The sequence below is a fragment of the Sphingomonas metalli genome (assembly GCF_014641735.1).
GTDB lineage: Bacteria > Pseudomonadota > Alphaproteobacteria > Sphingomonadales > Sphingomonadaceae > Sphingomonas > Sphingomonas metalli.
This window is the reverse complement of record NZ_BMIH01000001.1, coordinates 278,353-299,701: the sequence shown is the minus strand read 5'-3', so window position 1 is coordinate 299,701 and position 21,349 is coordinate 278,353. Positions and strand designations below refer to the sequence as shown.

Annotated in this window: 14 protein-coding genes; 8 read left to right on the top strand and 6 right to left on the bottom strand. The window is 68.5% G+C overall.

Features of this window, described 5'->3' with window-relative positions:
* The 3 genes from thrS to infC all read left to right on the top strand — a co-directional run bounded on the left by thrS (position 1) and on the right by infC (position 3,184).
* Positions 1-2,001 (top strand): threonine--tRNA ligase, encoded by a 2,001-nt coding sequence (thrS, locus tag IEX18_RS01745; RefSeq protein ID WP_188656921.1) that lies wholly within the window; start codon positions 1-3, stop codon positions 1,999-2,001.
* A gap of 9 nt (positions 2,002-2,010) precedes the next feature.
* A complete protein-coding gene (locus IEX18_RS01740; RefSeq protein WP_188656919.1) occupies positions 2,011-2,577 on the top strand; it encodes a Uma2 family endonuclease in 567 nt (188 codons plus the stop codon).
* Positions 2,578-2,650: 73 nt separating this feature from the next.
* Positions 2,651-3,184, top strand: coding sequence for a translation initiation factor IF-3 (infC, locus tag IEX18_RS01735; protein ID WP_188656917.1), 534 nt, complete (start codon positions 2,651-2,653; stop codon positions 3,182-3,184).
* 86 nt (positions 3,185-3,270) lie between these two features.
* On the opposite strand, the gene IEX18_RS01730 is transcribed toward infC, so the two are convergent.
* Positions 3,271-4,722 carry a hypothetical protein gene (locus IEX18_RS01730; RefSeq protein ID WP_188656916.1) on the bottom strand — a complete coding sequence of 484 codons (1,452 nt, stop codon included), beginning with the start codon at positions 4,720-4,722 and terminating at the stop codon, positions 3,271-3,273.
* Positions 4,723-5,013: 291 nt separating this feature from the next.
* Between IEX18_RS01730 and IEX18_RS01725 the strand changes: the two genes are divergently transcribed.
* Entirely contained in the window at positions 5,014-7,914 is a 2,901-nt protein-coding gene (locus tag IEX18_RS01725; RefSeq protein ID WP_188656914.1) for a TonB-dependent receptor, read from the top strand.
* A 163-nt stretch (positions 7,915-8,077) separates the two neighbouring features.
* Here the strand turns inward: IEX18_RS01725 and IEX18_RS01720 are convergent, their stop codons facing one another.
* The 4 genes from IEX18_RS01720 to mutS are packed head-to-tail and all read right to left on the bottom strand — an operon-like array spanning position 8,078 to position 14,608.
* Positions 8,078-10,792 (bottom strand): [protein-PII] uridylyltransferase, encoded by a 2,715-nt coding sequence (locus IEX18_RS01720; protein WP_188656913.1) that lies wholly within the window; start codon positions 10,790-10,792, stop codon positions 8,078-8,080.
* A 46-nt stretch (positions 10,793-10,838) separates the two neighbouring features.
* On the bottom strand, positions 10,839-11,564 hold the full coding sequence (locus IEX18_RS01715; protein WP_188656911.1) for a 2OG-Fe(II) oxygenase: 726 nt from the start codon (positions 11,562-11,564) through the stop codon (positions 10,839-10,841).
* 22 nt (positions 11,565-11,586) lie between these two features.
* Positions 11,587-12,015 (bottom strand): DUF2059 domain-containing protein, encoded by a 429-nt coding sequence (locus IEX18_RS01710; protein WP_188656909.1) that lies wholly within the window; start codon positions 12,013-12,015, stop codon positions 11,587-11,589.
* 19 nt (positions 12,016-12,034) lie between these two features.
* A complete protein-coding gene (mutS, locus tag IEX18_RS01705) occupies positions 12,035-14,608 on the bottom strand; it encodes a DNA mismatch repair protein MutS (protein WP_188657777.1) in 2,574 nt (857 codons plus the stop codon).
* A 220-nt stretch (positions 14,609-14,828) separates the two neighbouring features.
* Here mutS and IEX18_RS01700 point away from each other — a divergent pair, with 220 nt between their 5' ends.
* A complete protein-coding gene (locus IEX18_RS01700) occupies positions 14,829-17,090 on the top strand; it encodes an NADP-dependent malic enzyme (protein WP_188656907.1) in 2,262 nt (753 codons plus the stop codon).
* Between the two features lie 52 nt (positions 17,091-17,142).
* The gene (locus IEX18_RS01695) at positions 17,143-17,787 is read left to right on the top strand and encodes a peptidylprolyl isomerase (protein WP_188656906.1); all 645 of its coding nucleotides are present in this window, start codon (positions 17,143-17,145) and stop codon (positions 17,785-17,787) included.
* Between the two features lie 77 nt (positions 17,788-17,864).
* Here IEX18_RS01695 and IEX18_RS01690 read toward each other — a convergent pair whose 3' ends face one another.
* A complete protein-coding gene (locus IEX18_RS01690) occupies positions 17,865-18,653 on the bottom strand; it encodes an SDR family oxidoreductase (RefSeq protein WP_188656905.1) in 789 nt (262 codons plus the stop codon).
* 117 nt (positions 18,654-18,770) lie between these two features.
* Here IEX18_RS01690 and IEX18_RS01685 point away from each other — a divergent pair, with 117 nt between their 5' ends.
* Both IEX18_RS01685 and IEX18_RS01680 read left to right on the top strand, forming a co-directional pair.
* Positions 18,771-20,663, top strand: coding sequence for a M1 family metallopeptidase (locus IEX18_RS01685; protein WP_188656904.1), 1,893 nt, complete (start codon positions 18,771-18,773; stop codon positions 20,661-20,663).
* A gap of 129 nt (positions 20,664-20,792) precedes the next feature.
* Positions 20,793-21,293: a CHAP domain-containing protein gene (locus IEX18_RS01680; RefSeq protein WP_188656902.1), complete on the top strand. Its 501-nt coding sequence runs from the start codon at positions 20,793-20,795 to the stop codon at positions 21,291-21,293.
* The last annotated feature ends 56 nt before the right edge of the window (positions 21,294-21,349 follow it).

Below are 21,349 nucleotides of genomic sequence, written 5' to 3'. Positions count from 1 at the left end.
ATGTCCGCGATGTTCCGTATCACGCTGCCCGACGGTTCCGTCCGCGAGGTCGCGCCCGGAACTACCCCCGCGGACGTGGCCGCGGCGATCGGGCCGGGGCTGGCCAAGGCGGCGATCGCGGCGCGGGTGGATGGCGACCTGCGCGACCTGTCGCGGCCGTTCGAGGGCGATGCGCAGCTGGCGCTGGTGACCGGCAAGGACGAGGCGGACGCTCTTGAGCTGGCGCGCCATGACCTTGCGCATGTGATGGCCGAGGCGGTGCAGCATCTGTACCCCGGCACGCAGATCACCTTCGGCCCGGCGACCGACGACGGCTTCTATTACGACTTCGCCCCCGCGCCCGATCGCGGTCCGTTCACCGAGGACGATCTGCCGGCGATCGAGGCGGAGATGCGGCGCATCATCGCGAAGAACGAGCCCTTCACGCGCGAGGTCTGGAGCCGCGAGCAGCTGATCGAGACGTGGAAGCAGCAGGGCGAGACGTTCAAGGCGGAATGGGCCGCCGAACTGCCCGATGGCGAGGAGCTGACCATCTATCGCCAGGGCGAATGGCTCGACATGTGCCGCGGGCCGCACATGCCGACCACCGGCCGGATCGACCCGCAGGCGTTCAAGCTGACGCGCGTGTCGGGCGCCTATTGGCGCGGCGACCAGAACAACGCGATGCTCAGCCGCATCTACGGCACCGGCTGGCTCAACAAGAAGCAGCTCGATGCGCATCTCTTCCGGCTGGAAGAGGCGGCCAAGCGCGACCATCGCAAGATCGGGCAGGAAATGGACCTGTTCCACCTCCAGTCCGAGGCGCAGGGGTCGGTCTTCTGGCATCCCAACGGTTTCGTGCTGTGGCGGCAGCTGGAGGCCTATATGCGCCGCCGGCTGGACGCGGCCGACTATGCCGAGGTCAAGACGCCGCAGCTGATGGACGCGCGCCAATGGGAGCAGTCGGGGCATTGGGGCAAGTATCGCGAGAATATGTTCGTGGTGCCCGACGAGGTGCCGAACACCGAGGACGAGGGCGCGATCTTCACCGGTGAGGGCGAGCTGATGGCGCTCAAGCCGATGAACTGCCCGGCGCATGTCCTGATCTTCAAACAGGGGATCAAGAGCTATCGCGACCTGCCGATCCGCATGGCGGAGTTCGGTTGCTGTCATCGCAACGAGGCGCATGGCGCGCTCCACGGCATCATGCGGGTACGCCAGTTCACGCAGGACGACGCCCATATCTTCGTCCGCGAGGACCAGCTGGTCGAGGAGGTGCGCAAGTTCTGCGAGCTGCTCGATTCGGTCTATAAGGACCTCGGCTTCGACGATTATGCGGTGAAGCTGGCGCTGCGCCCCGACAAGCGCTTCGGCAGCGATGACATGTGGGACAAGGCCGAAGCGGAGTTGCGCGAGGCGGTGCAGTCGTCCGGCCTGTCCGAGACGATCAAGGCGAAGTTCGAGGAGTTGCCGGGCGAGGGGGCCTTCTACGCGCCAAAGCTCGAATTCCATCTGACCGACGCGATCGGGCGGACCTGGCAGGTCGGCACCATCCAGTCCGACCGCGTTTTGCCCGAGCGGCTCGACGCCTCCTATGTCGGCGAGGACGGGAACCGGCACCGGCCGATCATGCTGCACCGGGCGATCCTGGGTACGTTCGAGCGGTTCATCGGCATCCTGATTGAGCATCATGCGGGTCGCTTCCCGCTCTGGCTGGCGCCGGTGCAGGCGGTGGTGGCGACGATCGTGTCGGATGCCGACGGCTATGCCGGCGAGGCCGCAGCGGCGCTGCGGCGCGCAGGACTGCGCGTCGAGACCGATCTGCGCAACGAGAAGATCAACTACAAGGTGCGCGAACACTCGCTCGCCAAGGTTCCGGCGATGCTGGTCGTCGGCAAGCGCGAGGCGGAGGAGGGCAAGGTCGCGATCCGCCGGCTGGGCAGCCAGGCGCAGGAGATCGTGACGCTCGCCGAGGCGGTGGCTATGCTGCGCGCGGAGGCGACTCCGCCCGATCTGCGCTGACGAGGTGCAATGACCGTCTTTCAGGACATCCAGAAAGGGACCATCCCCGCCCGCCTGACGGTCGATCAGGTTTATGAGCTCACGGCGGCCGGCGTGTTCGCCGAGAACGAGAATTTCGAGCTGATCGACGGGGAGATCGTGCCGACGGCGGCGGCGAAGGCGGACTGGCACGAGATGATGAAGTCGAGGCTAAACCGCGCCCTGGCGCGGATGCTGCCGGACGAACTCCGTCTCTTCGTCGAGCCGTCAGTGACCCTGTCGCCGGTCCGGCTGCTCGAACCCGATCTGGTCGTGTGGCGGGTCGGTGGCCTGCCGCGACAGGTGCGCGGTCCCGACCTGATGCTGGTGATCGAGGTGGCCGACAGCTCGCTGGGCTACGATCTGCGCGTCAAGGCGCCGCTCTACGCCGAACATGGCGTCGAGGACTATTGGGTCGTCGATGCCGTGCGCCAGACGATCCGGGTCCATCGACGCCCGGTCGACGGTCGTTATACGGCGATTTCGGAGCATGAGGCGCACGAGCCGGTCACGGCTTTGCTGGCCGGCGTGACCATCAGGCTCGACACGCTCGACTAGCCTTCAAATTCGCGCGCATTCGGCTTATATAAGATCCAGAACTGTAACAGGAGAAATACCCATACGTCCTCCCATGATGCGCCGGCCGATGCAGGCGCCGCCGATGAACGGCCCTCGCTTCAACGAGTGGATCCAGAGCCAGAAGGTCCGCGTGATCGACCACGAGGGCGAGAATCTCGGCGTGATGTACACGCGCGAAGCGATCGCGCAGGCGCAGGAAGTCGGCCTCGACCTGGTCGAAGTGTCGCCCAACGCCGATCCGCCCGTCGCCAAGTTCCTCGACGTCGGCAAGTATAAGTACGAGGCGCAGAAGAAGGCGAACCTCGCCCGCAAGTCGCAGAAGACGCAGGAGATCAAGGAGATCAAGATGCGTCCGAACATCGACGATCACGACTATGACACCAAGATGAAGAAGGTGGTCGAGTTCATCGGCGAGGGCGACAAGGTGAAGGTGACGATGCGCTTCCGCGGGCGCGAGCTGAGCCATGGCCAGCTGGGCATGGCGGTGCTGCAGCGGGTCGCCGAGCAGGTGAACGAGGTCGCCAAGGTCGAGGCCTATCCGCGCATGGAAGGCCGGCAGATGCTGATGGTGCTAGCGCCCAAGTGAGTCGCGCGCCGTCGTTTCGGCGGCCCGCTCTTCGACGGGATCAGGGCGACGGTCGCGCAAGGGGCGCGATCGTCGCCCTTGTCGTTTCAGCGTGATCGCCGTTCGGTGGCTGCGCGTCGCCGGATATAGACGAGCGTGTGCCAGTCGCTGCGCGGCACCGACAGCGACAGCCGGTAGCGGCGTGTCAGGGCGGACCGGAGGGCGGCGAGGCTTGCCGGGTTCCAGATGGCGAGCCTCCGGTCGGTGGTGACGATCACGGGAGGATCGCCGGCGAGGATGCGGCGAACCTCTGCGGCCTCGTCGATGCCCGTGGCTCCCCGTTCGGTGGTATAGGCCAGCAGGTTGGGAAAGGCATAGGCGGTCGGCAGGCAGGCATCGGCCAGCAGATAGGTTATCGTATCCCCGTTGAAGACATAGGGACAGTCCTTGCCGGTTTCGGCGCGTACGAGCGCCGCGACCTGCCGCGCCGCGGCACCGTCCCGGGGCCGACGCGCGGCCTCGATCCCCAGCAGCAGCAAGGCTGCGGTCAGCAGGGCGATCGCCGCCTTCGCGTGGCGCCCCAGCACGGGCGCGGCGGCGATGGTGAGCGGTGCGAGCAGTGGCAGGGCGTAATGATCGAAGAAGGTGCCGATCGCGGCGAAGCCGAGGGTCGCGGCGGCCAGCCAGCCGAATGCCAGACGGTTCGAAGCGGCCACCAGGCCGGTCCTCGGGCGGGTGCGCCATCCGATCCCGGCGGCGATCCCCAGCGGAGCAAGCTGCGCGACGATGCCAAGGAGGCGCATGGCCCATTCGGCGAAGGGATAGCCGGGACGCAGGCCGATCGAGGTGATGTTGGCGAACCACCAGGCGCCGAACTGTCCGACATGCGCGTAATAGCCGATGGCGAGTGCCGTCGGGAGCAATCCCAGGCCAAGCCAGAGCAGCGCCGCGCCGGGCAGCGCGCGCAAGGCTCCGCGACGCCACAAGGCATAGACGTGCGCGAGGCCGAAAAAGCTTCCCTCGATCGCCGGCGTATATTTCATCTGGATGGCGATCCCGGCCAACAGGCACGCGGCCGCTCCGCTGGCGACGATGCCCCGCACGCTCCGCCCGGGCAGCGTCAGAGTGAGAAGTCCGGCTGCCGCGATCGGCAGATTGTAGAAGACGGGCGCCTGGCCACCTCGTCCGCCGAGCAGCGACAATCCGACCAGGTACAGGATCGCAGTCAGAAGCCCACCGCGCCGATGGGCGCCGACCCTCTCCGCGCCGGATGCGACCAGCATGGCGGTCAGCGCCGCGGCCAGCGTCGCCGAGATCTGGTAGGCGAGGATGCCGTCGCCGGGCAGCAGCCGGAATCCCGCGAAGAGGAGGAACAGGCCGACCGGCTTGCGATCCCAGACATCGACATAGGGCAGCGCGCCCCGCAGCATGCGGTCGCCGACGAGCAGATAATATTGCTCGTCGACATGGATCACGGGATTGCCCCAGTCCCAGATGCGCAAGCCCAAGGCGATGACGAGAAGGAGGATGGCGCGACGACCGGTACGGGATGGTGGCATTGCTGCGGCTAAGCCGATCGAGGAGGCATGTTCAACCTGCGGGACGACGGCAATGCGGCTTTCCCCTACGGCAAGCACGCGGTTGCGGCGCGAGGCAGGACCGCGACGCGAGCGCGGTCGCGGCGGATGCTGCGCTGCACGATGTTGCGACCCTGTGACACCCGCACGCGAATATGCGACTGCAACATGGTCAATCTTCAAAAATGGTAGACGCTGCCGGGCGCGATGCTAAGCTGGCGTCAAACCAGATATTCGAAACAACGAATATCGACCGAAAAGGAGAGGATGCCCATGCGCGCGACCGCGTATCTGCTGTCTGCTGCGGCGACGATCGCCCTGGCCGCTCCCGCCCTGGCGCAGGAGCCGACCCCCACCACGGGCGCGGAGCGGCAGGTGCCGAGCCAGGGCACGGCGGCGGGCGCTGTGCAGGCCGGCACGATCGGTGCCGGCCCGGCTGCCGAGAGCGAGGAACGCGGTGCGACCGCCGGCGACATCATCGTCACCGCGACGCGGCGCGCCAGCCCGCTGAGCGATGTGCCGATCGCGGTCAGCGCGGTGACGCAGGAAGCCCTGCAGAACACCGGCGCGAACGACATCCGCCAGCTGAACCAGCTCGCGCCGTCGCTGCTCGTGTCCTCGACGGGATCCGAGGCGAATGCCTCCGCGCGCATCCGCGGCATCGGCACCGTGGGCGACAATCCGGGCCTCGAAAGCTCGGTCGCGGTGTTCATCGACGGCGTCTATCGCAGCCGTACCGGCGTCGGCCTCAACGAACTCGGCGAGATCGAACGGGTCGAGGTGCTGCGCGGTCCGCAGGGCACGCTGTTCGGCCGCAACGCCTCGGCCGGCCTGATCAACATCGTCACGCGCTCGCCCGAATTCACCTTTGGCGGGGTCGCCGAGGCAACCTACGGCAATTACGACAATATCCGCTTCGTCGGCGGCCTGACCGGTCCGCTGATCGGCGACACGCTCGCCTTCCGCGTCGACGGCGTCTACAACAAGCGCGACGGCTTCTACCGCAACGTCACCGCGGCGAACGGGACGGAGAGCCGCGTCAACGATCGCGACCGCTACTTCGTCCGCGGTCAGTTGCTGTTCAAGCCGACCGACGCGGTCAGCCTGCGGATCATCGGCGACTATACCTATCGCAACGAAAGCTGCTGCGGCGCGGTTTATTACAGCCAGTCGGAAACGCAGGTGCCGACCGGCACCGTGGTGACGCAGAACGCGAACGGCAGCACGACCAACGCCAGCGGCGCGTTCCAGTACAACAGCAGCAACCGGATCGTCGACATCCTGCGGCGGCAGGGCGCGGCCTATCCGTTGGCCGGCATCCGCTCCGATCCGTTCAACCGCGAGGTCGCGATCACGCCCGGCCAGACCTATCGCAACAAGACCAAGGACTATGGCGGCTCGGCCCAGCTCGACGTCGATCTCGGCGGCGCATCGCTGACCTCGATCACGGCTTATCGCGAATACAAGTCCGGCAATGCTGGCGACGTCGACTATACCAATGTCGATCTGGCGCACCGCGCGGGCGACGGCGACGCCTATCGCCAGTTCCATACCTTCACCCAGGAAGTGCGCCTCAACGGATCGGCATTCGACGGCAAGCTCGACTGGCTGATCGGCGGCTTCTATTCGAAGGAAAAGCTGCGGCTGGTCGACAACTTCAAGTTCGGCGCACAGTACGGCCAATTCGCCGCCTGCCGCCTCGTCGCCACCGCCAATCCCGCCTCGTTCCTGCAGAACCAGAACAATCCCGGCTGCCTCGGCACCACGCCGCTGGCAGCGCTGGGCGGCGCGACGGCGCGGCAGGCGATCGGCGCCAATTTCGGTGCGCTGGGGCCGACGGTGCTGGCCGGGCTCGACCGCCTCTACCAGATCAACAATGTCGGCGATCAGGGCTCGGTCTATCGGCAGAACAGCGAGAACTTCGCGTTCTTCACCCACAACATCATCAATCTGACCGACACGCTCTCGGTCACGCTGGGCCTGCGCTACACGCACGAGAAGAAGGACTTCCGCGCCAACTTCAACAACAACAATACGCTGTGCCCGGTGCAGCAGGCGACCCTGTCGCCGCTGATCGCGAATGCGGCAGTCCCGGCCGCCGCGCGCCAGTATATCGCGGCGATCGTGACGCTGAGCTGCGTCGGCAACAACTCCTCGACGCTCAACGCGTTGAACCTGCGCGACGGCTTCAAGGACGGCGAGTTCACCGGCACCGCGGTCGTGTCGTGGAAGCCGACGCCGCGGCTGATGACCTATGCCTCCTACGCCAAGGGTTACAAGGCGGGCGGCTACAATCTCGACCGGTCGGACCTCGGCGGGCCGAACGGTGTGTTCGCGCCGCGCGTCGCCTCCGATGCCTCGGGACTGCGCTTCGATGCCGAGAAGGTCAATGCCTATGAAGTCGGCGCCAAGTTCAACGTGCGCGGCGCCTTCAGCCTGAACGTCGCGGCGTTCCGGCAGGAATTCACCGACTTCCAGCTCAACACCTTCAACGGCTCGATCTTTGTCGTGCAGAACATCCAGGGCTGCAAGAACGATCTGGGCGGCGCCGATCGCGACAACGCGCCGGCGGTGCCCGGTACCGGAAGCTGCGTGGGTGCGGCGGACAAGCCGGGCGTGATCTCGCAGGGCGTGGAGCTGGAGGCGGTAATGAACCCCGCGCGCAACTTCACCTTCACCGCCGGCTACACCTATGCCGACACGCATTTCCGCAAGAACCTCGTCGGCAGTTCCGCCGGCGAGCCGCTCGATCCGGCGCTGTTCCTGCTGCCGGGCAGCGCGATGTCGAATGCGCCGAAGAACGTCGTCACCACCTCGCTCGCCTGGACGCCGGATATCGGGTCGAGCGGCATGTCGGCGCTGTTCTACGTCGATGGCCGCCTGACCTCCGACTACAATACCGGTTCCGACCTGGCGCCGGAGAAGCGGCAGGACGGCTATGCGCTGGTCAATGCCCGCATCGGCCTGCGCGGGCCCAAGCAGCTCTGGGCGCTCGAATTCTGGGCGCAGAACCTGCTGAACCAGGACTATATCCAGGTCGCCTTCAACTCGCCCTTCCAGGGGGCGGGGTCGATCGCCAACACCCAGCGCTTCGGCAGCGTCGCCAACGCGCTCTACTCGGCCTATCTGGCCGAGCCGCGGACCTACGGCGTGACCTTGCGGTCGCGGTTCTGAGGGGAAGCCGCCAGGCCGAACGTAACCCACGCCGTTCGTGTTGAGGTTGTCGAAGCACCGCGCGTTTGCCTCGGGCGTCGGTGCTTGTGGCAAGAAGAACAGTGCTTCGACAGGCCTAGCATGAACGGTTTAGGGGCAGGTTGAGGAGGTAGAGGTCTCCTCCTCAACCCGTACGGGCGGCGCCGGCCGCGGCTTCCAGCAGCCGCTTCTCCAGCGCCTTGAGCCGGGGTGCGGCGGTGATCCGGTCGCCGGTCAGGTCGGTGAGGTAGAAGGTGTCGACCGCCCGCTCGCCATAGGTGGCGACATGGGCGGAGTGGATTGTCACCTTCGACTGGAAGAGCGCATGGGCGAGCTGGTTGAGCAGCGCCGGCCGGTCGCGGGCGTTGACCTCCACCACCGTGAAGCGGTTCGACGCGCCATTGTCGATCAGGACGTTGGGCTGAATCGGGAAGCTGTCCGCGCGTGGCCGGGCGGCCGGCTTGGCGACGAGACGGTCGGTGAGCTTGCCGCGATTGGCGAGCGCGTCGCGGATCGCCGCTTCCAGCCGGGCGAGCTGGCCGGCATCGTCGAACGGCCGGCCAAGCGGGTCCTGCACCAGGAAATTGTCGATCGCCATGCCGTCGCGCGTCGTGTGGATGCGCGCATCGATGATGTTGCCGCCGGCGACGTGGATCGCGCCGGCGATCCGGTAGAAGAGGCCGGGATGGTCGGCGGCGTAGATGGTCACCAGCGTCGCGCCGCGTTCCGGATAGACCTGGGCATGGATGAGCAGCGCGGCGTCGCCGGCCGCGTCCATCAGCCGGGCATTCGCCGCCAGCACGTCGGGCGGCTCGGCGATCCAATAGGTCGGCGGCAGGCGACGGACCAGAGCGTCGAACCGCGCGCGGTCCCAGCCCAGCGCGGCGTGCAGCGCCTCCTGCTTGGCGGCAATCCGCTCCTCGCGACCCCGCTGCTTGTGGCCGAGGCGCAGCACCTCCTCGGCGGCGTCGTACAGGTCGGTGAGCAACTGGCGCTTCCAGCCGTTCCACGTCCCCGGACCAACCGCGCGGATGTCGACGACGGTCAGCACGAGGAGCAGGCGCAGCCGCTCCGGGCTGGCGACAACATTGGCGAAATCCAGGATCGTCTTGAAGTCCGACAGGTCGCGCTTGAAGGCGGTGGCGGACATCAGCAGGTGGTGGCGGACCAGCCATGCCACCGTCTCGGTCTCGGCCGGGGTCATGCCGAAGCGCGGGCAGAGCCGCTCGGCCACCGCCGCGCCCAGGATGGAGTGATCGCCGCCGCGCCCCTTCGCGATGTCGTGCAGCAACACCGCGACGCGGAGTGCCCGGCGCGAGACGATCTGGTCGATCACGCCGGTGGCGAGCGGGTGATCCTCCTTCAGCGTACCCGCCTCGATCTTCGCGACCAGGCCGATGGCGCGGATCGTATGCTCGTCGACGGTGAAGTGATGGTACATGTCGAACTGCATCTGCGCGACGACGCGGCCGAAGTCGGGCACGAAGCGGCCGAACACGCCTGCCTCGTTCATCCAGCGCAGCACCAGCTCCGGGTCGCCCGGAGAGGTGAGCAGTTCGAGGAAGATCGCATTGGCGCGCGGATCGTTGCGATAGTCGTCGATCAGCTTCGCATCGCGCGCGGCGGCGCGCATGCTGAGCGGGTGGATCTCCAGCCCCTCCGCATCGGCGAGCGCGAAGATCTCGAGCAGGCGCACCGGATCTTCCTGGAAGAAGTCGTCGCGCGGCATGGCCAGACGACCGCGATCCATGACGAAGCCGCGCAGCCGGCGCGGCGCGCGGCGGATCCGCGGGAAGCCGAGTCGCCGCCCGCGCGCTGCGAAGCGCTCGTCGAGATGCGAGAGGAAGACGCCGGTCAGCACGCCGACCGAACGGGCCTGGAGGAAGTAATATTGCATGAACCGCTCGACGCCGAGCTTGCCCGCACGGTCGCGGAACCGCATGCGCGAAGCGATCTCGCGCTGGACGTCGAAGGTCAGGCGATCCTCGGCGCGGCCGGTGATGACGTGCAGATGGCAGCGCACCGCCCAGAGGAATTCGTCGGCGCGGTGGAACAGCCGGTATTCGGCCGCGGTCAGCAGCCCGACATCGACCAGCTGGCGCGCCCGTTCGACGTCGTAGACATATTTGCCGATCCAGAAGAGCGTATGCAGGTCGCGCAGCCCACCCTTGCCCTCCTTGACGTTGGGCTCGACGACGTAGCGCGTGTCGCCCATTCGCAGGTGGCGGGCGTCGCGCTCGGCGAGCTTGTCGGCGACGAAGCGCCGCTCGGTACCGCGCTGCACCTCCGCCTTGAAGCGGCGCGAGGCCTCGTCGTACAGCGCCTGATCGCCGGTGACGTATCGCGCTTCCAGCAGCGCGGTCCGGATTGTCACGTCGCTCTTCGCCTGGCGGATCATCTCGTCGAGCGAGCGGCTGCTATGGCCGACCTTCAGCCCCAGATCCCAGAGCGCGTAGAGCATGGCCTCGATCGCCGCCTCCGCGGCGGGCGTCGCGCGCGCGCCGGTGAGGAAGCCGATATCGACATCGGAATGCGCCGCCATCTCGCCGCGGCCATAGCCGCCCACCGCCAGCACCAGGATCGGCTGCTCGCACGGGTGCAGCCGCGACACGACGAGGTCGAAGAGCAGGCGGACGAGCTGGTCGATCAGATAGGCCTGCGCCGCCGCCACCTCCAGCCCGCGGCTGGGATGTTCGGACAGGCGGCGGGCGATCTCCTCGCGACCGGCCGCGAGGGTCTCGCGCAGCAGCGCGACCGCGGCGGGGCGCAGCCCGGCATCGGGCAGGGCGGCGATCGCCTCCGCCAGGGCGCGACGATCGGCGATGGCGCGGCGGTTGGGCAGGGTGTCGAAGCGGCTCATCGCGGCGCACCATGGCCGCGCGCGCAGGCGAACGCCAGAGCGCGGATCAGGCCGGCTGGGGCTGGGCGCGCAGCCATCCGGTGATCGAATAGCGACGGTTGGCGGCCGCGCGCGTCACCATCGAGACGCTGTGCGGTTGGGGCACCGCGAGCAGGTCGAGCGTGTTGAAGCCGGGGCTGACGCCGGTCAGCCGGTCGGCCGCCTCGTGGAACAGCAACAAGCCGCCCCATTCGGGCCGCCAACGCGGATTGAGGCCGAAGACATAGGCGGCGCGCCGATCCTTGCCGGGGACCTCGTCGTCATGCCCCGTCAGGAAGTCGCCCGGCGCATAGGCCGTCGCCTGCGCATCGGCGAAGACGAGGTCGGGGGCATCGATCACGCGCGACAGGAAGGCGAGCGCCTCGCCGCCGGAGAGCCACCGGGCGAAGGCCGCCAGCAGGTCGCTGGATGCGTCGCGAACGCTCGCCGCATCGGATATGCGCACGGTCTCGTAGCGGTACTGGAAGCCCTCGCGGGCTCCGGCGGCGAGCGCGTCGTCGAGCGCCACGCGCCGGTCCGGCGACAGGCTCGCCTGCGTCGTGCGATCCAATTCGAAGACCTTGTCGCCGCTGTTCATCACCTGACGCCAGTCGTCCCGGCCGGCGAGGTGTTGGCGTAGTGCCTCGGCACCCTCGGGCGCGAGGAAATCCGGAATGCGCAGGTGACGATCGAGGCGGTAGACGCTGGCGAGCGCATCCGCATCCAGCGCGGGGTTCAGGCGGAAATCGACCATGGTTGATGTTCTTCCGCTTGCCTTAGCGGTCGCAGAAGAGACGGGTGTCGCGACAGAATTGCGCCGCCGTCTCCTTCTTGAGGTCGATCGAGCCGAGCGTCGCCATGGCCTCCATCGTCACAGGGACGTCGGCGGCGCGCTTCGCCCGTGCGGCAGGCGTGCGGCTTGCCGCCACCAGCGTGCGCAGGTCGGCGACCGACAGGCGACGGGCATAGGCCGTGGCCAGCGCGTCGATGACTTGGCCGCGGCGGCGGGCGGCGATGGCTTCCCCCGTGGCGCGGAGTTGCCGCTGCTGTTCGGGCGTGAAGCCGGGGCGCTCCTTGGCGAGATCGTCCAGATCCTTGCCGATCAGCATGGGCAGCAGCGTGGCGAGCGTACCCGCCTCGGCCAGCTCGCGCGCGAGCGGCAGCGCTTCGGCCGGGGGCGACGGCGCCGCCTGAACCAGTAACAATGCGGCCAATCCCAGCATCCTACCCCTTCCGAACGATCCCCTTCATCCGGTAGAGTGTGTCCAGCGCCTCGCGCGGGGTCAAGGCGTCGACATCGAGCGCCTCGACCATCTGGCGCAGGGGATCGGGGGCCGGCTCCTCCACCTCGCGCGCGGCGGCGAAGAGGGGGAGGTCGTCGAGGCCTGCCGCGATGCCGCCGGTCTTCGCACGGCCCGCCTCCAGCTTGGCGAGTACCGCCTTCGCGCGTGCGACCGTCTGCGGGGCCATGCCGGCGAGGCGCGCGACGGCGAGGCCGTAGCTGCGATCGGCCGGGCCATCGGCAACCTCGTGCAGGAGCACCAGATCGCCCTTCCATTCGCGCGCGCGGACATGATGGAGCGACAGCGCGTCGCACCGCTCGGCGAGGCGCGTCAGCTCGTGATAGTGGGTCGCGAACAGGCAGCGGCAGCGATTGTCCTCGTGGATCGCCTCCACCACGGCCCAGGCGATGGCGAGCCCGTCATAGGTGGAGGTGCCGCGCCCGACCTCGTCGAGGATGACGAAGCTGCGCGGGGTGGCCTGCGCCAGGATCGCCGCCGTCTCGACCATCTCGACCATGAAGGTGGATCGGCCGCGCGCGAGGTTGTCGGACGCCCCGACGCGGCTGAACAGCCGGTCGACCAGCCCCAGCGTCGCCTCCGTCGCGGGCACGAAGCTGCCGGCTTGCGCGAGGACGGCGATCAGCGCGTTCTGGCGAAGGAAGGTCGACTTGCCGCCCATATTGGGGCCGGTGACGAGCCATAGCCGGGAGCTTTCCGACAGCCGGCAGTCATTGGCGACGAAGCGCTCGCCGGCTTTCGCGACCGCGGCCTCGACAACCGGATGGCGGCCGCCGACGATCTCGAAACAGGCATGATCGACCAGCGCCGGCCGCGCCCAGCCGCCTTCCGCCGCGCGTTCGGCGAGGGCGGCCGCGACGTCGAGCCGGGCGAGCGCGTCGGCGGTGGCGGCGATGCGTTCGCGATCGGCGAGCGCGGTGGCGGTGAGTTCCTCCAGATGCGCGGCTTCGGCGGCGAGCGCATGGGCGCCCGCCTGCGACACCTTCACCGCGACCTCGTGCAGCGCAGGCGTGTTGAAGCGGACGACGCCCGCCAGAGTCTGGCGATGGGTGAAGCCGCTGTCGGGCTTCATCAGCGCGTCCGCGGCACGGGCGGGTACCTCGACATGATAGCCGAGGACATTGTTGTGGCGGACCTTGAGCGCGGCAATGCCGGTGACGCTGCGCATCTCCGCCTCCAGCGCGGCGATGGCGCGGCGGCCGCCCGCACCCGCATCGCGCAGGTCGTCGAGGGCAAGGTCGTAGCCCGCGGCGATATATCCGCCCGCGCTGGCCTCGATCGGCGGGGAGGGCACGAGGGCGCGGCGGAGCAGGTCGATCAGCGCGCCATGGCCGCGCAGCGCCGGTGCGAGTTCCGCGAGGAGCGCGGGGCCGCCGTCGCCGAGCCGCTCGCCGAGATGCCATGCGCCGTCGAGGCCATCGCGCAGCTGGCCGAGATCGCGCGGGCTGCCGCGCCCGGCGGCGAGCCGGCCGAGCGCGCGGCCGATATCGGGCATCGCCTTCAGGCTCGCGCGCAGACGCTCCCGCATCGCGCCGTCGTCGTGCAGCCATTGGACGAGATCGAGCCGCGCGTCGATCGCGGCGCGGTCCATCAGCGGCGCACCCAGATCGGCGGCGAGCAGCCGCGCGCCGGCACCGGTGACGGTGCGGTCGACCGCATCGAGCAGCGATCCCTTGCGCTGGCCGCCGGTGGTGCAGGTCAGCTCCAGGCTTTCGCGCGTCGCGGCATCGATCGCCATCGTGCCGGCCGCGCGATGAAGGACCGGCGGGCGGAGGAAGGGCAGGGCGCCCTTGGCCGTATGGTCGAGATAGGCGACGAGGCCGCCCGCCGCGGCCAGTTCCGCCCGGCCGAACTGGCCGAAGCCGTCGAGCGTTGCGACGCCGAACTGGCGCTTCAGCCGCGCCTCGCCGGCATTGCTGTCGAACTCCGCACGCGGCCGCAGCGTCGTGGCGGCGGCGGCGAAGGCGCCGGCATCGCAGGCGACCACCTCCGCCGCGGCCAGCCGGGCGAGTTCCGCCGGCACCGCATCGGGCGACAGGGTGATGACCTGGAAGCGGCCGGTCGAGACATCGGCCGCCGCCAGCGCGACCGCGCCCGCCGCCTCGCCGATCGCGACGCACCAATTGTCGGTGCGCGCATCGAGCAGCGCCTCCTCGGTCAGCGTGCCGGCGGTGACGACGCGCACGATCGCGCGGTTCACCAGCGCCTTGGATCCGCGCGCCTTGCGCGCCGCCTCCGGGCTTTCGGTCTGCTCGGCGATGGCGACGCGGTGCCCGGCCTTGATCAGGCGCTGGAGATAGGCGGTGGCGCTGTGGACCGGTACGCCGCACATCGGGACCTTGTCGCCGTCATGCTCGCCCCGCGCGGTGAGCGCGATGTCGAGACAGGCGCTGGCGACCCGGGCATCGTCGAAGAACAGCTCGAAGAAATCGCCCATGCGGTAGAAGAGCAGGCAGTCGCCCGCCTCCTCCTTCAAGGTCAGATACTGCGCCATCATCGGCGTAGGGGCGGGGTTGGACATCGGGAGCGATCAATCGAGCAGGTGGCAGGTGCCGTGAAGAAGGCCGGCGAATCCCGCCTGGCCCCGAGGGTCAGGGCTGTAGGGCGGCAGCCTTGGCCGAAGCAAGCTGGCCGGAGCGGTCCGATGCGCGTCCGGCGGGTTGAAAGCCCCGCGCGAAACCGCCAAGAGCCCTAGCGTCCAAGCCCGGGAGCCCCAGATGTCCGACGCCGTCAATAACGTCCAGTTCTCCGAACGGGAGGCGTTGCTGTTCCACTCGGAGGGGCGGCCGGGCAAGATCGAGATCGTCGCGTCGAAGCCGATGGCGACGCAGCGCGACCTGGCGCTGGCCTATTCGCCGGGCGTGGCGGTGCCGGTGCAGGCGATCGCGGACGATCCGGCAACCGCTTACGACTACACGACCAAGGGCAATCTGGTCGCGGTCATCTCCAACGGCACCGCGATCCTGGGCATGGGCAATCTGGGCGCGCTGGCCTCCAAGCCGGTGATGGAGGGCAAGGCGGTGCTGTTCAAGCGCTTCGCCGACGTCGATTCGATCGACCTCGAGCTGAAGACCGAGGACGTGAACCGCTTCATCGATGCGGTCGAGCTGCTGGAGCCGAGCTTCGGCGGGATCAACCTCGAAGACATCAAGGCGCCCGAATGCTTCATCATCGAGCAGACGCTGCGCGAGCGGATGAATATTCCCGTCTTCCATGACGACCAGCACGGCACCGCGATCATCTGCGCGGCGGGCCTGATCAACGCCTGCCTGCTGACCGGGCGGTCGCTGGGCGACATCAAGGTGGTGGTGAATGGGGCGGGCGCGGCGGCGATCGCGTGCACCGAGCTGATGAAGGCGATGGGCGTCCGCCACGACAACGTCATCATGTGCGACCGCACCGGCGTGATCTATCAGGGCCGCGACAACGTAAACCAGTGGCAGTCCGCGCATGCGGTGGCGACCGAGCGGCGGAGCCTGACCGAGGCGCTGCACGGCGCGGACGTGTTCCTGGGCCTGTCGGCGGCGGGCGCGCTGAAGCCCGAGATGGTCACCGACATGGCGCCCAAGCCGATCATCTTCGCCATGGCCAATCCGGAGCCGGAGATCCGGCCGGAGCTGGCCAAGGCGGCGCGGCCCGATGCGATCGTGGCGACCGGCCGGTCGGACTATCCCAATCAGGTCAACAACGTCCTCGGCTTCCCCTTCATCTTCCGCGGCGCGCTCGACGTGCGGGCGACCGGGATCAATGACGAGATGAAGATCGCCGCCGCGCGCGCGATCGCCGAGCTGGCACGCGAGCGCGTGCCCGAGGAGGTCGCGATCGCCTATGGCACGCGCCACAGCTTCGGGCCCGACTATATCATCCCGGCGCCGTTCGACCCGCGACTGATGGAGGTGGTGCCGGCCGCGGTCGCCAAGGCGGCGATGGATTCGGGCGTCGCGACCAAGCCGATCCTCGACATGGAGGGCTATCGCCAGTCGCTGCGCGCGCGCCTCAATCCGACCACGGCGCTGCTGACGCTCGCCTATGAAGGGGCAAAGGCGCACCCCAAGCGCGTGCTGTTCGCCGAGGGCGAGGAAGAGGTGGTGCTGCGCGCCGCCATCTCGTTCAAGGAAGGCGGCTATGGCACGCCGGTGCTGGTCGGGCGCGACGACGTGCATGACCGGCTGCGCGCGCTGGGCGTGCAGAATCCCGAGGAGTACGAGGTTCATAACAGCCGCCATTCGCCGCTGGTGCCGCGCATGGTCGACTTCCTCTACAACCGGGTGCAGCGGCGCGGCTTCCTGCGCCGCGACGTCGAGCGGATGATCAACCAGGACCGCAACATCTTCGGCGCGGTGCTGCTCCAGCTCGGCGAGGCGGATGCGATGATCACCGGCATCACCCGCACCTGGGCGCATACGATGCGCGAGGTGAAGCGGGTGATCGATCCCGCACCCGGCCGCACGCCGTTCGGCATCCATATCCTGGTCGGGCAGAGCCACACCGTCTTCATCGCCGACACCACGGTCAACGAGCGGCCGACCGCCGAGGAACTGGCCGACATCGCCGAGCAGACGGCGCAGGTGGCGCGGCGCATGGGGCATGAGCCGCGCGTCGCCTTCCTCTCCTATTCGACCTTCGGCAATCCCGAGGGGCATTTCCTCGAGAATATCCGTGCGGCGGTGGGCGTGCTCGACGCACGCCAGGTCGGGTTCGAATATGAGGGTGAGATGGCGCCCGACGTGGCGCTCAACCCCCGGCAGCTCGCCAACTATCCCTTCGCGCGCCTGTCCGGGCCCGCCAACGTGCTGGTGATGCCGGGGCTGCAATCGGCCAACATCTCGGCCAAGCTGCTGCGCGAGCTGGGCGGCGACAGCATGATCGGGCCGGTGCTGGTGGGCATGGAGAAGTCGGTGCAGATCGCGCCGATGACCTCGACCGCGGGCGAGCTGGTGACACTCGCGGTGCTCGCCGCCGGCGGCATCGCGCGATAGATGCGCGGCGGCTTCACCGGGGCGACAGGATCGGCGGGCTAGTGCGACGCGCGTGAAGTCCTTCGTACCGCTCCTCCTCCTTCTGGTTGCCAGTGCCGCTCCCGCCCAGGCCCCGGGAGCGAGGCCGGGCGTGGTGCGGGTGCGCCTCGACACGGAAGCGGGGCCGATCATGGTCGCGCTCGACATGCGCCGCGCGCCGAAGACGAGCGCGAACTTCCTCGCCTATGTCGATGACGGACGCTTCGACGGCACCGTCTTCTACCGGGCGGCGCGGAGCAAGGCCGATCCGAAGCGCGGCTTCATCCAGGGCGGCATCCGGCAGGACGCCAACCGCATCCTGCCGCCGTTCAAGCTGGAGACGACGACGCAGACGGGCATCCGCCACCTCGACGCGACCATCTCGATGGCGCGGGGCGACAGTCCCGATTCGGCGGGCGGCAATTTCGTGATCTCGGTCGGCCCGACGCCGCAGATTGACGCGCGGCCCGGCTATCCCGGCTATGCCGCGTTCGGCCATGTCACCGCGGGCATGGAGGTGGTGAAGCGCATCCTCGCGCTGCCGTCCGGGGGCGGGATGGACGCGATGAAGGGGCAGATGATCCTGCGGCCGATCGTGATCCGGCGTGCGGTGCGTCTCGACGGCCAGCCGAAGCCGACCAGCTATCCAAGGGTTTGGAAGCTGTTCGAGCGGCGGTAGGCGAAGTTTCCAGCCTTGCCCCTCCCCTTGAGGGGAGGGAGGATTGATCGACGTCCTGCCGGTGAGACGACAGTCGCTCAAGCATCGATCGACTGCCCCAGCGCGGCGTGGACGAGGCCGCCGTCGACGGTGATCGTCTCGCCCACCACATAGTCGCCGGCCCGGCTGGCGAGGTAGATGGCGGCGGCGGCCATGTCTTCGTCATGGCCGATGCGGCCGGCGGGGATGCTTCGCGCGACGGCATCACCATGATCGCGGGCGGCCTTGTTCATGTCGCTGGCAAAGGCGCCGGGCGCGATCGAGGTGACGTTGATTCCGTCGCGCACCAGCCGCGCGGCGAGACGCTTCGTCAGGTAGATGAGGGCCGATTTCGAGGCGTGATAGCTGTACGTCTCCCACGCGTTCAGCCGGAGACCGTCGATCGAGGTGATGTTGATGACCTTGGCCGGCCGCGTCGGATCGCCGGCCGCCCTGAGGAGCGGATGCAGCGCCTGGGTCAGGAAGAAGGGCGATTTGACGTTGAGGTCCATCACCTTGTCCCAGCCCTGTTCGGGAAACTGATCGAAGGGTACGCCCCAGGCCGCGCCGGCATTGTTGACGAGGATGTCGAGCCGCGGCTCGCGCTCGGCGATGGCGGCGGCGAGGGCGCGGCAGCCGTCGACGGTCGCCACATCGGCGGGCAGGGCGATGCAGTTCGGCCCGAGCGCCGCGGCCGTCTCCTCGCAGGCGGCGGCCTTGCGCGAGGAGACATAGACTTTCGCGCCAGAGGCGACGAAGCCTTCCGCGATCATCCGTCCGATTCCTCGGCTGCCGCCGGTGACAAGCGCGATGCGGCCGTCCAGGCGGAACAGGCTGTCGATGTCCATGGTCATCCTCTCCTTGTCTTTAGAAGATCGGGTACGGCGGTTCGCCTGCGCCGGCAAGAGGTGGCGAAAGGATCGCTGGATACTGGCGCCGCCGCGCAATGGCGGTAGAAACGGCACATGAAGACGCCATTCCCGCTCGCCGCCCTTCCCGCCGCCGCACTGCTCGCCGCAGCGGCGCCCGCTCCGACCATCGCGCCGGTGCTGACCGCGCCCGATGCCCGCGACGTCCATAGTCACGCGCGCCCGCTGGAGGCACGGGTGACACATGTCTCGCTCGACCTGACCGCCGATTTCGACGGGCGGGTGCTGCGGGGTACCGCGACGCTCGACGTGACCGGACCGGGCCGGCAGATCGTGCTCGACGACAACCGTCTCGTCATCGCCTCGATCAGCGACGGCGCCGGCAAGCCGCTGCGATACACGGTCGGCGCGGGTGACGCTGCCCATGGCGCGGCCCTGACGATCGATCGCGGTGCGGCGACGAAGATCCGCATCGCCTACGCGACCCCGCAAGGCCCGAACGCCGCGCTGCAATGGCTCGATCCCGCGCAGACGGCGGGCAAGAAATACCCCTATCTGTTCAGCCAGGGCGAGGCGATCCTCAACCGCAGCTGGATCCCGACCCAGGATTCGCCCGGCATCCGCCAGACCTGGGATGCGCGGATCAACGTGCCCCGGCCGCTGACCGCGGTGATGAGCGGCGTGGCGGTCGGCAAGCCGGTCTGCGCGAAGGATCGCTGTACCTTCGCCTACCGGATGGACAAGCCTGTCGCGCCCTATCTGATCGCGCTCGCCGCCGGCGACATCGCCTTCAAGGCGACGGGCCCACGGACGGGCATCTGGACCGAGCCGGCGGTTCTGGCGAAGACGGCCTGGGAGTTCGGCGAGCTCGAGAAATTCGTCGCCGCCGCCGAATCGCTCTACGGGCCCTATCGCTGGGGCCGCTACGACGTGCTCGTCCTTCCGCCCTCCTTTCCGTTCGGCGGTATGGAAAACCCCACGCTGACCTTCGCCACGCCGACCGCCATCGCCGGCGATCGCAGCCTCGTCAGCCTGATCGCGCACGAACTGGCGCACAGCTGGTCGGGCAATCTCGTCACCAACGCGACATGGGATGACTTCTGGCTCAACGAAGGCTTCACCAGCTATTTCGAGAACCGCATCATGGAGAAGCTGTACGGCCCGCGCCGTGCGGCGATGGAAGCGGACCTCGCCTGGAGCGACATGGAGGCCGCGGTGAAAGGGGCCGGCGGGCCGACCTCCCCCGACACGCAGCTTCACCTGAACCTCGCCGCCAATCGCGATCCGGACGACGGCATGACGCAGATCGCCTATGACAAGGGGGCGACGTTTCTGCGCACCATCGAATCGGTCGTCGGGCGCGCGCGCTGGGACGCCTATCTGCGCAGCTATTTCGACCGTCACGCCTTCCAGCCCCAGACCAGCGCCGGCTTCCTGGCCGACCTGCGGAAAAATCTGCTGAAGCCGGGCGAGGCCGAGCGGATCGGGATCGACCAGTGGGTCTACAAGCCCGGGATTCCCGCCAATGCGGTGCATGTCCGGTCCGATGCTTTCCCCGCCATCGACGCGGCGGCGCGCGCCTATGCGGCGGGCGGGCCCGTCGGCGCGGTGCCGGGCGACGTGACGACGCAGGAATATGTGCGCTTCATCACCCAGCTGCCGCGACAAATGCCCGCCGACCGTCTGGCGGCGCTGGATCAGCGCTTCCACTGGAGCGAGACCGGCAATGCCGAGATCCGCTTCGTCTGGCTGTCGTTGACGCTGGCCAACCGCTACCCGCCTGCGCAAGCCTCGGCGGAGCAGTTCCTGACGGCGCAGGGCCGGCGCAAGTTCGTCGCGCCGCTGTTCGATCAGCTTTGGGGACAGGGGGACTGGGGCCGGGCGCTCGCCACGCGAATCTATGCCCGCGCCCGACCCGGCTATCATGCGGTGACCGCGACGACGGTGGACAAGATCCTGGGCTGGAAGGCGGGTTCGGGCGCGCAATAAGCCCGATCTGGACAGGTCGTCGGCGCCAAAACACGCTTCATCGGATAAGGTTCCCGCGGCTCTTTCCAGCGTCGCGGACCTGCCATAGCGGACACTCGTACCGAACGAGACCGGGGGGTCTAGAGGATCATGATGAAGCATTTTGCGGCGCGTTTCGCGCTGATGGCAGCGTGCGGCCTGATGACGGCGACCCCCGCCATGGCGCAGTTCTGGCAGTGCGCGCCGTTTGCGCGCCACGTCTCGGGCATCGATCTGTACGGTAACGCCAATACCTGGTGGTCGCAGGCGGAGGGCCGTTACGAGCGCGGCCACACGCCGCAGCCGGGCGCGGTGCTGGCGTTCGAGGCGACCGGCCGGATGCGCGTCGGCCATGTCGCGATGGTGAGCCAGGTCGTCAGCGAGCGCGAGGTGCTGCTGACCCATGCCAACTGGTCGCGCCGCGGCGGCGTCGAGACCGACGTACGTGCGATCGACGTGTCCGATGCGGGCGACTGGAGCCGGGTGAAGGTGTGGTACGGTCCGACCGGCGGGCTGGGGACGTCCAGCTATCCGACCAAGGGCTTCATCTATGCCGGCCACGCGCCGGTGGATTATGCGCACCATGCGGGCGGCGAGGTTGCCGCGGGTTGAGGCTGGCCGAGTCGTCGCCCCCGTGCAGGCCGAAGTCTCCCTGAAGTTGGCGCAGC

Coding starts and splice junctions, on each gene's coding strand:
- IEX18_RS01690 (WP_188656905.1), bottom strand. CDS start 18,653: ATGGACATCGACAGCCTGTTCCGCCTGGACGGCCGCATCGCGCTTGTC.
- thrS (WP_188656921.1), top strand. CDS start 1: ATGTCCGCGATGTTCCGTATCACGCTGCCCGACGGTTCCGTCCGCGAG.
- IEX18_RS01715 (WP_188656911.1), bottom strand. CDS start 11,564: ATGGTCGATTTCCGCCTGAACCCCGCGCTGGATGCGGATGCGCTCGCC.
- IEX18_RS01725 (WP_188656914.1), top strand. CDS start 5,014: ATGCGCGCGACCGCGTATCTGCTGTCTGCTGCGGCGACGATCGCCCTG.
- mutS (WP_188657777.1), bottom strand. CDS start 14,608: ATGATGGCGCAGTATCTGACCTTGAAGGAGGAGGCGGGCGACTGCCTG.
- IEX18_RS01700 (WP_188656907.1), top strand. CDS start 14,829: ATGTCCGACGCCGTCAATAACGTCCAGTTCTCCGAACGGGAGGCGTTG.
- infC (WP_188656917.1), top strand. CDS start 2,651: ATGATGCGCCGGCCGATGCAGGCGCCGCCGATGAACGGCCCTCGCTTC.
- IEX18_RS01680 (WP_188656902.1), top strand. CDS start 20,793: ATGATGAAGCATTTTGCGGCGCGTTTCGCGCTGATGGCAGCGTGCGGC.
- IEX18_RS01685 (WP_188656904.1), top strand. CDS start 18,771: ATGAAGACGCCATTCCCGCTCGCCGCCCTTCCCGCCGCCGCACTGCTC.
- IEX18_RS01720 (WP_188656913.1), bottom strand. CDS start 10,792: ATGAGCCGCTTCGACACCCTGCCCAACCGCCGCGCCATCGCCGATCGT.
- IEX18_RS01730 (WP_188656916.1), bottom strand. CDS start 4,722: ATGCCACCATCCCGTACCGGTCGTCGCGCCATCCTCCTTCTCGTCATC.
- IEX18_RS01740 (WP_188656919.1), top strand. CDS start 2,011: ATGACCGTCTTTCAGGACATCCAGAAAGGGACCATCCCCGCCCGCCTG.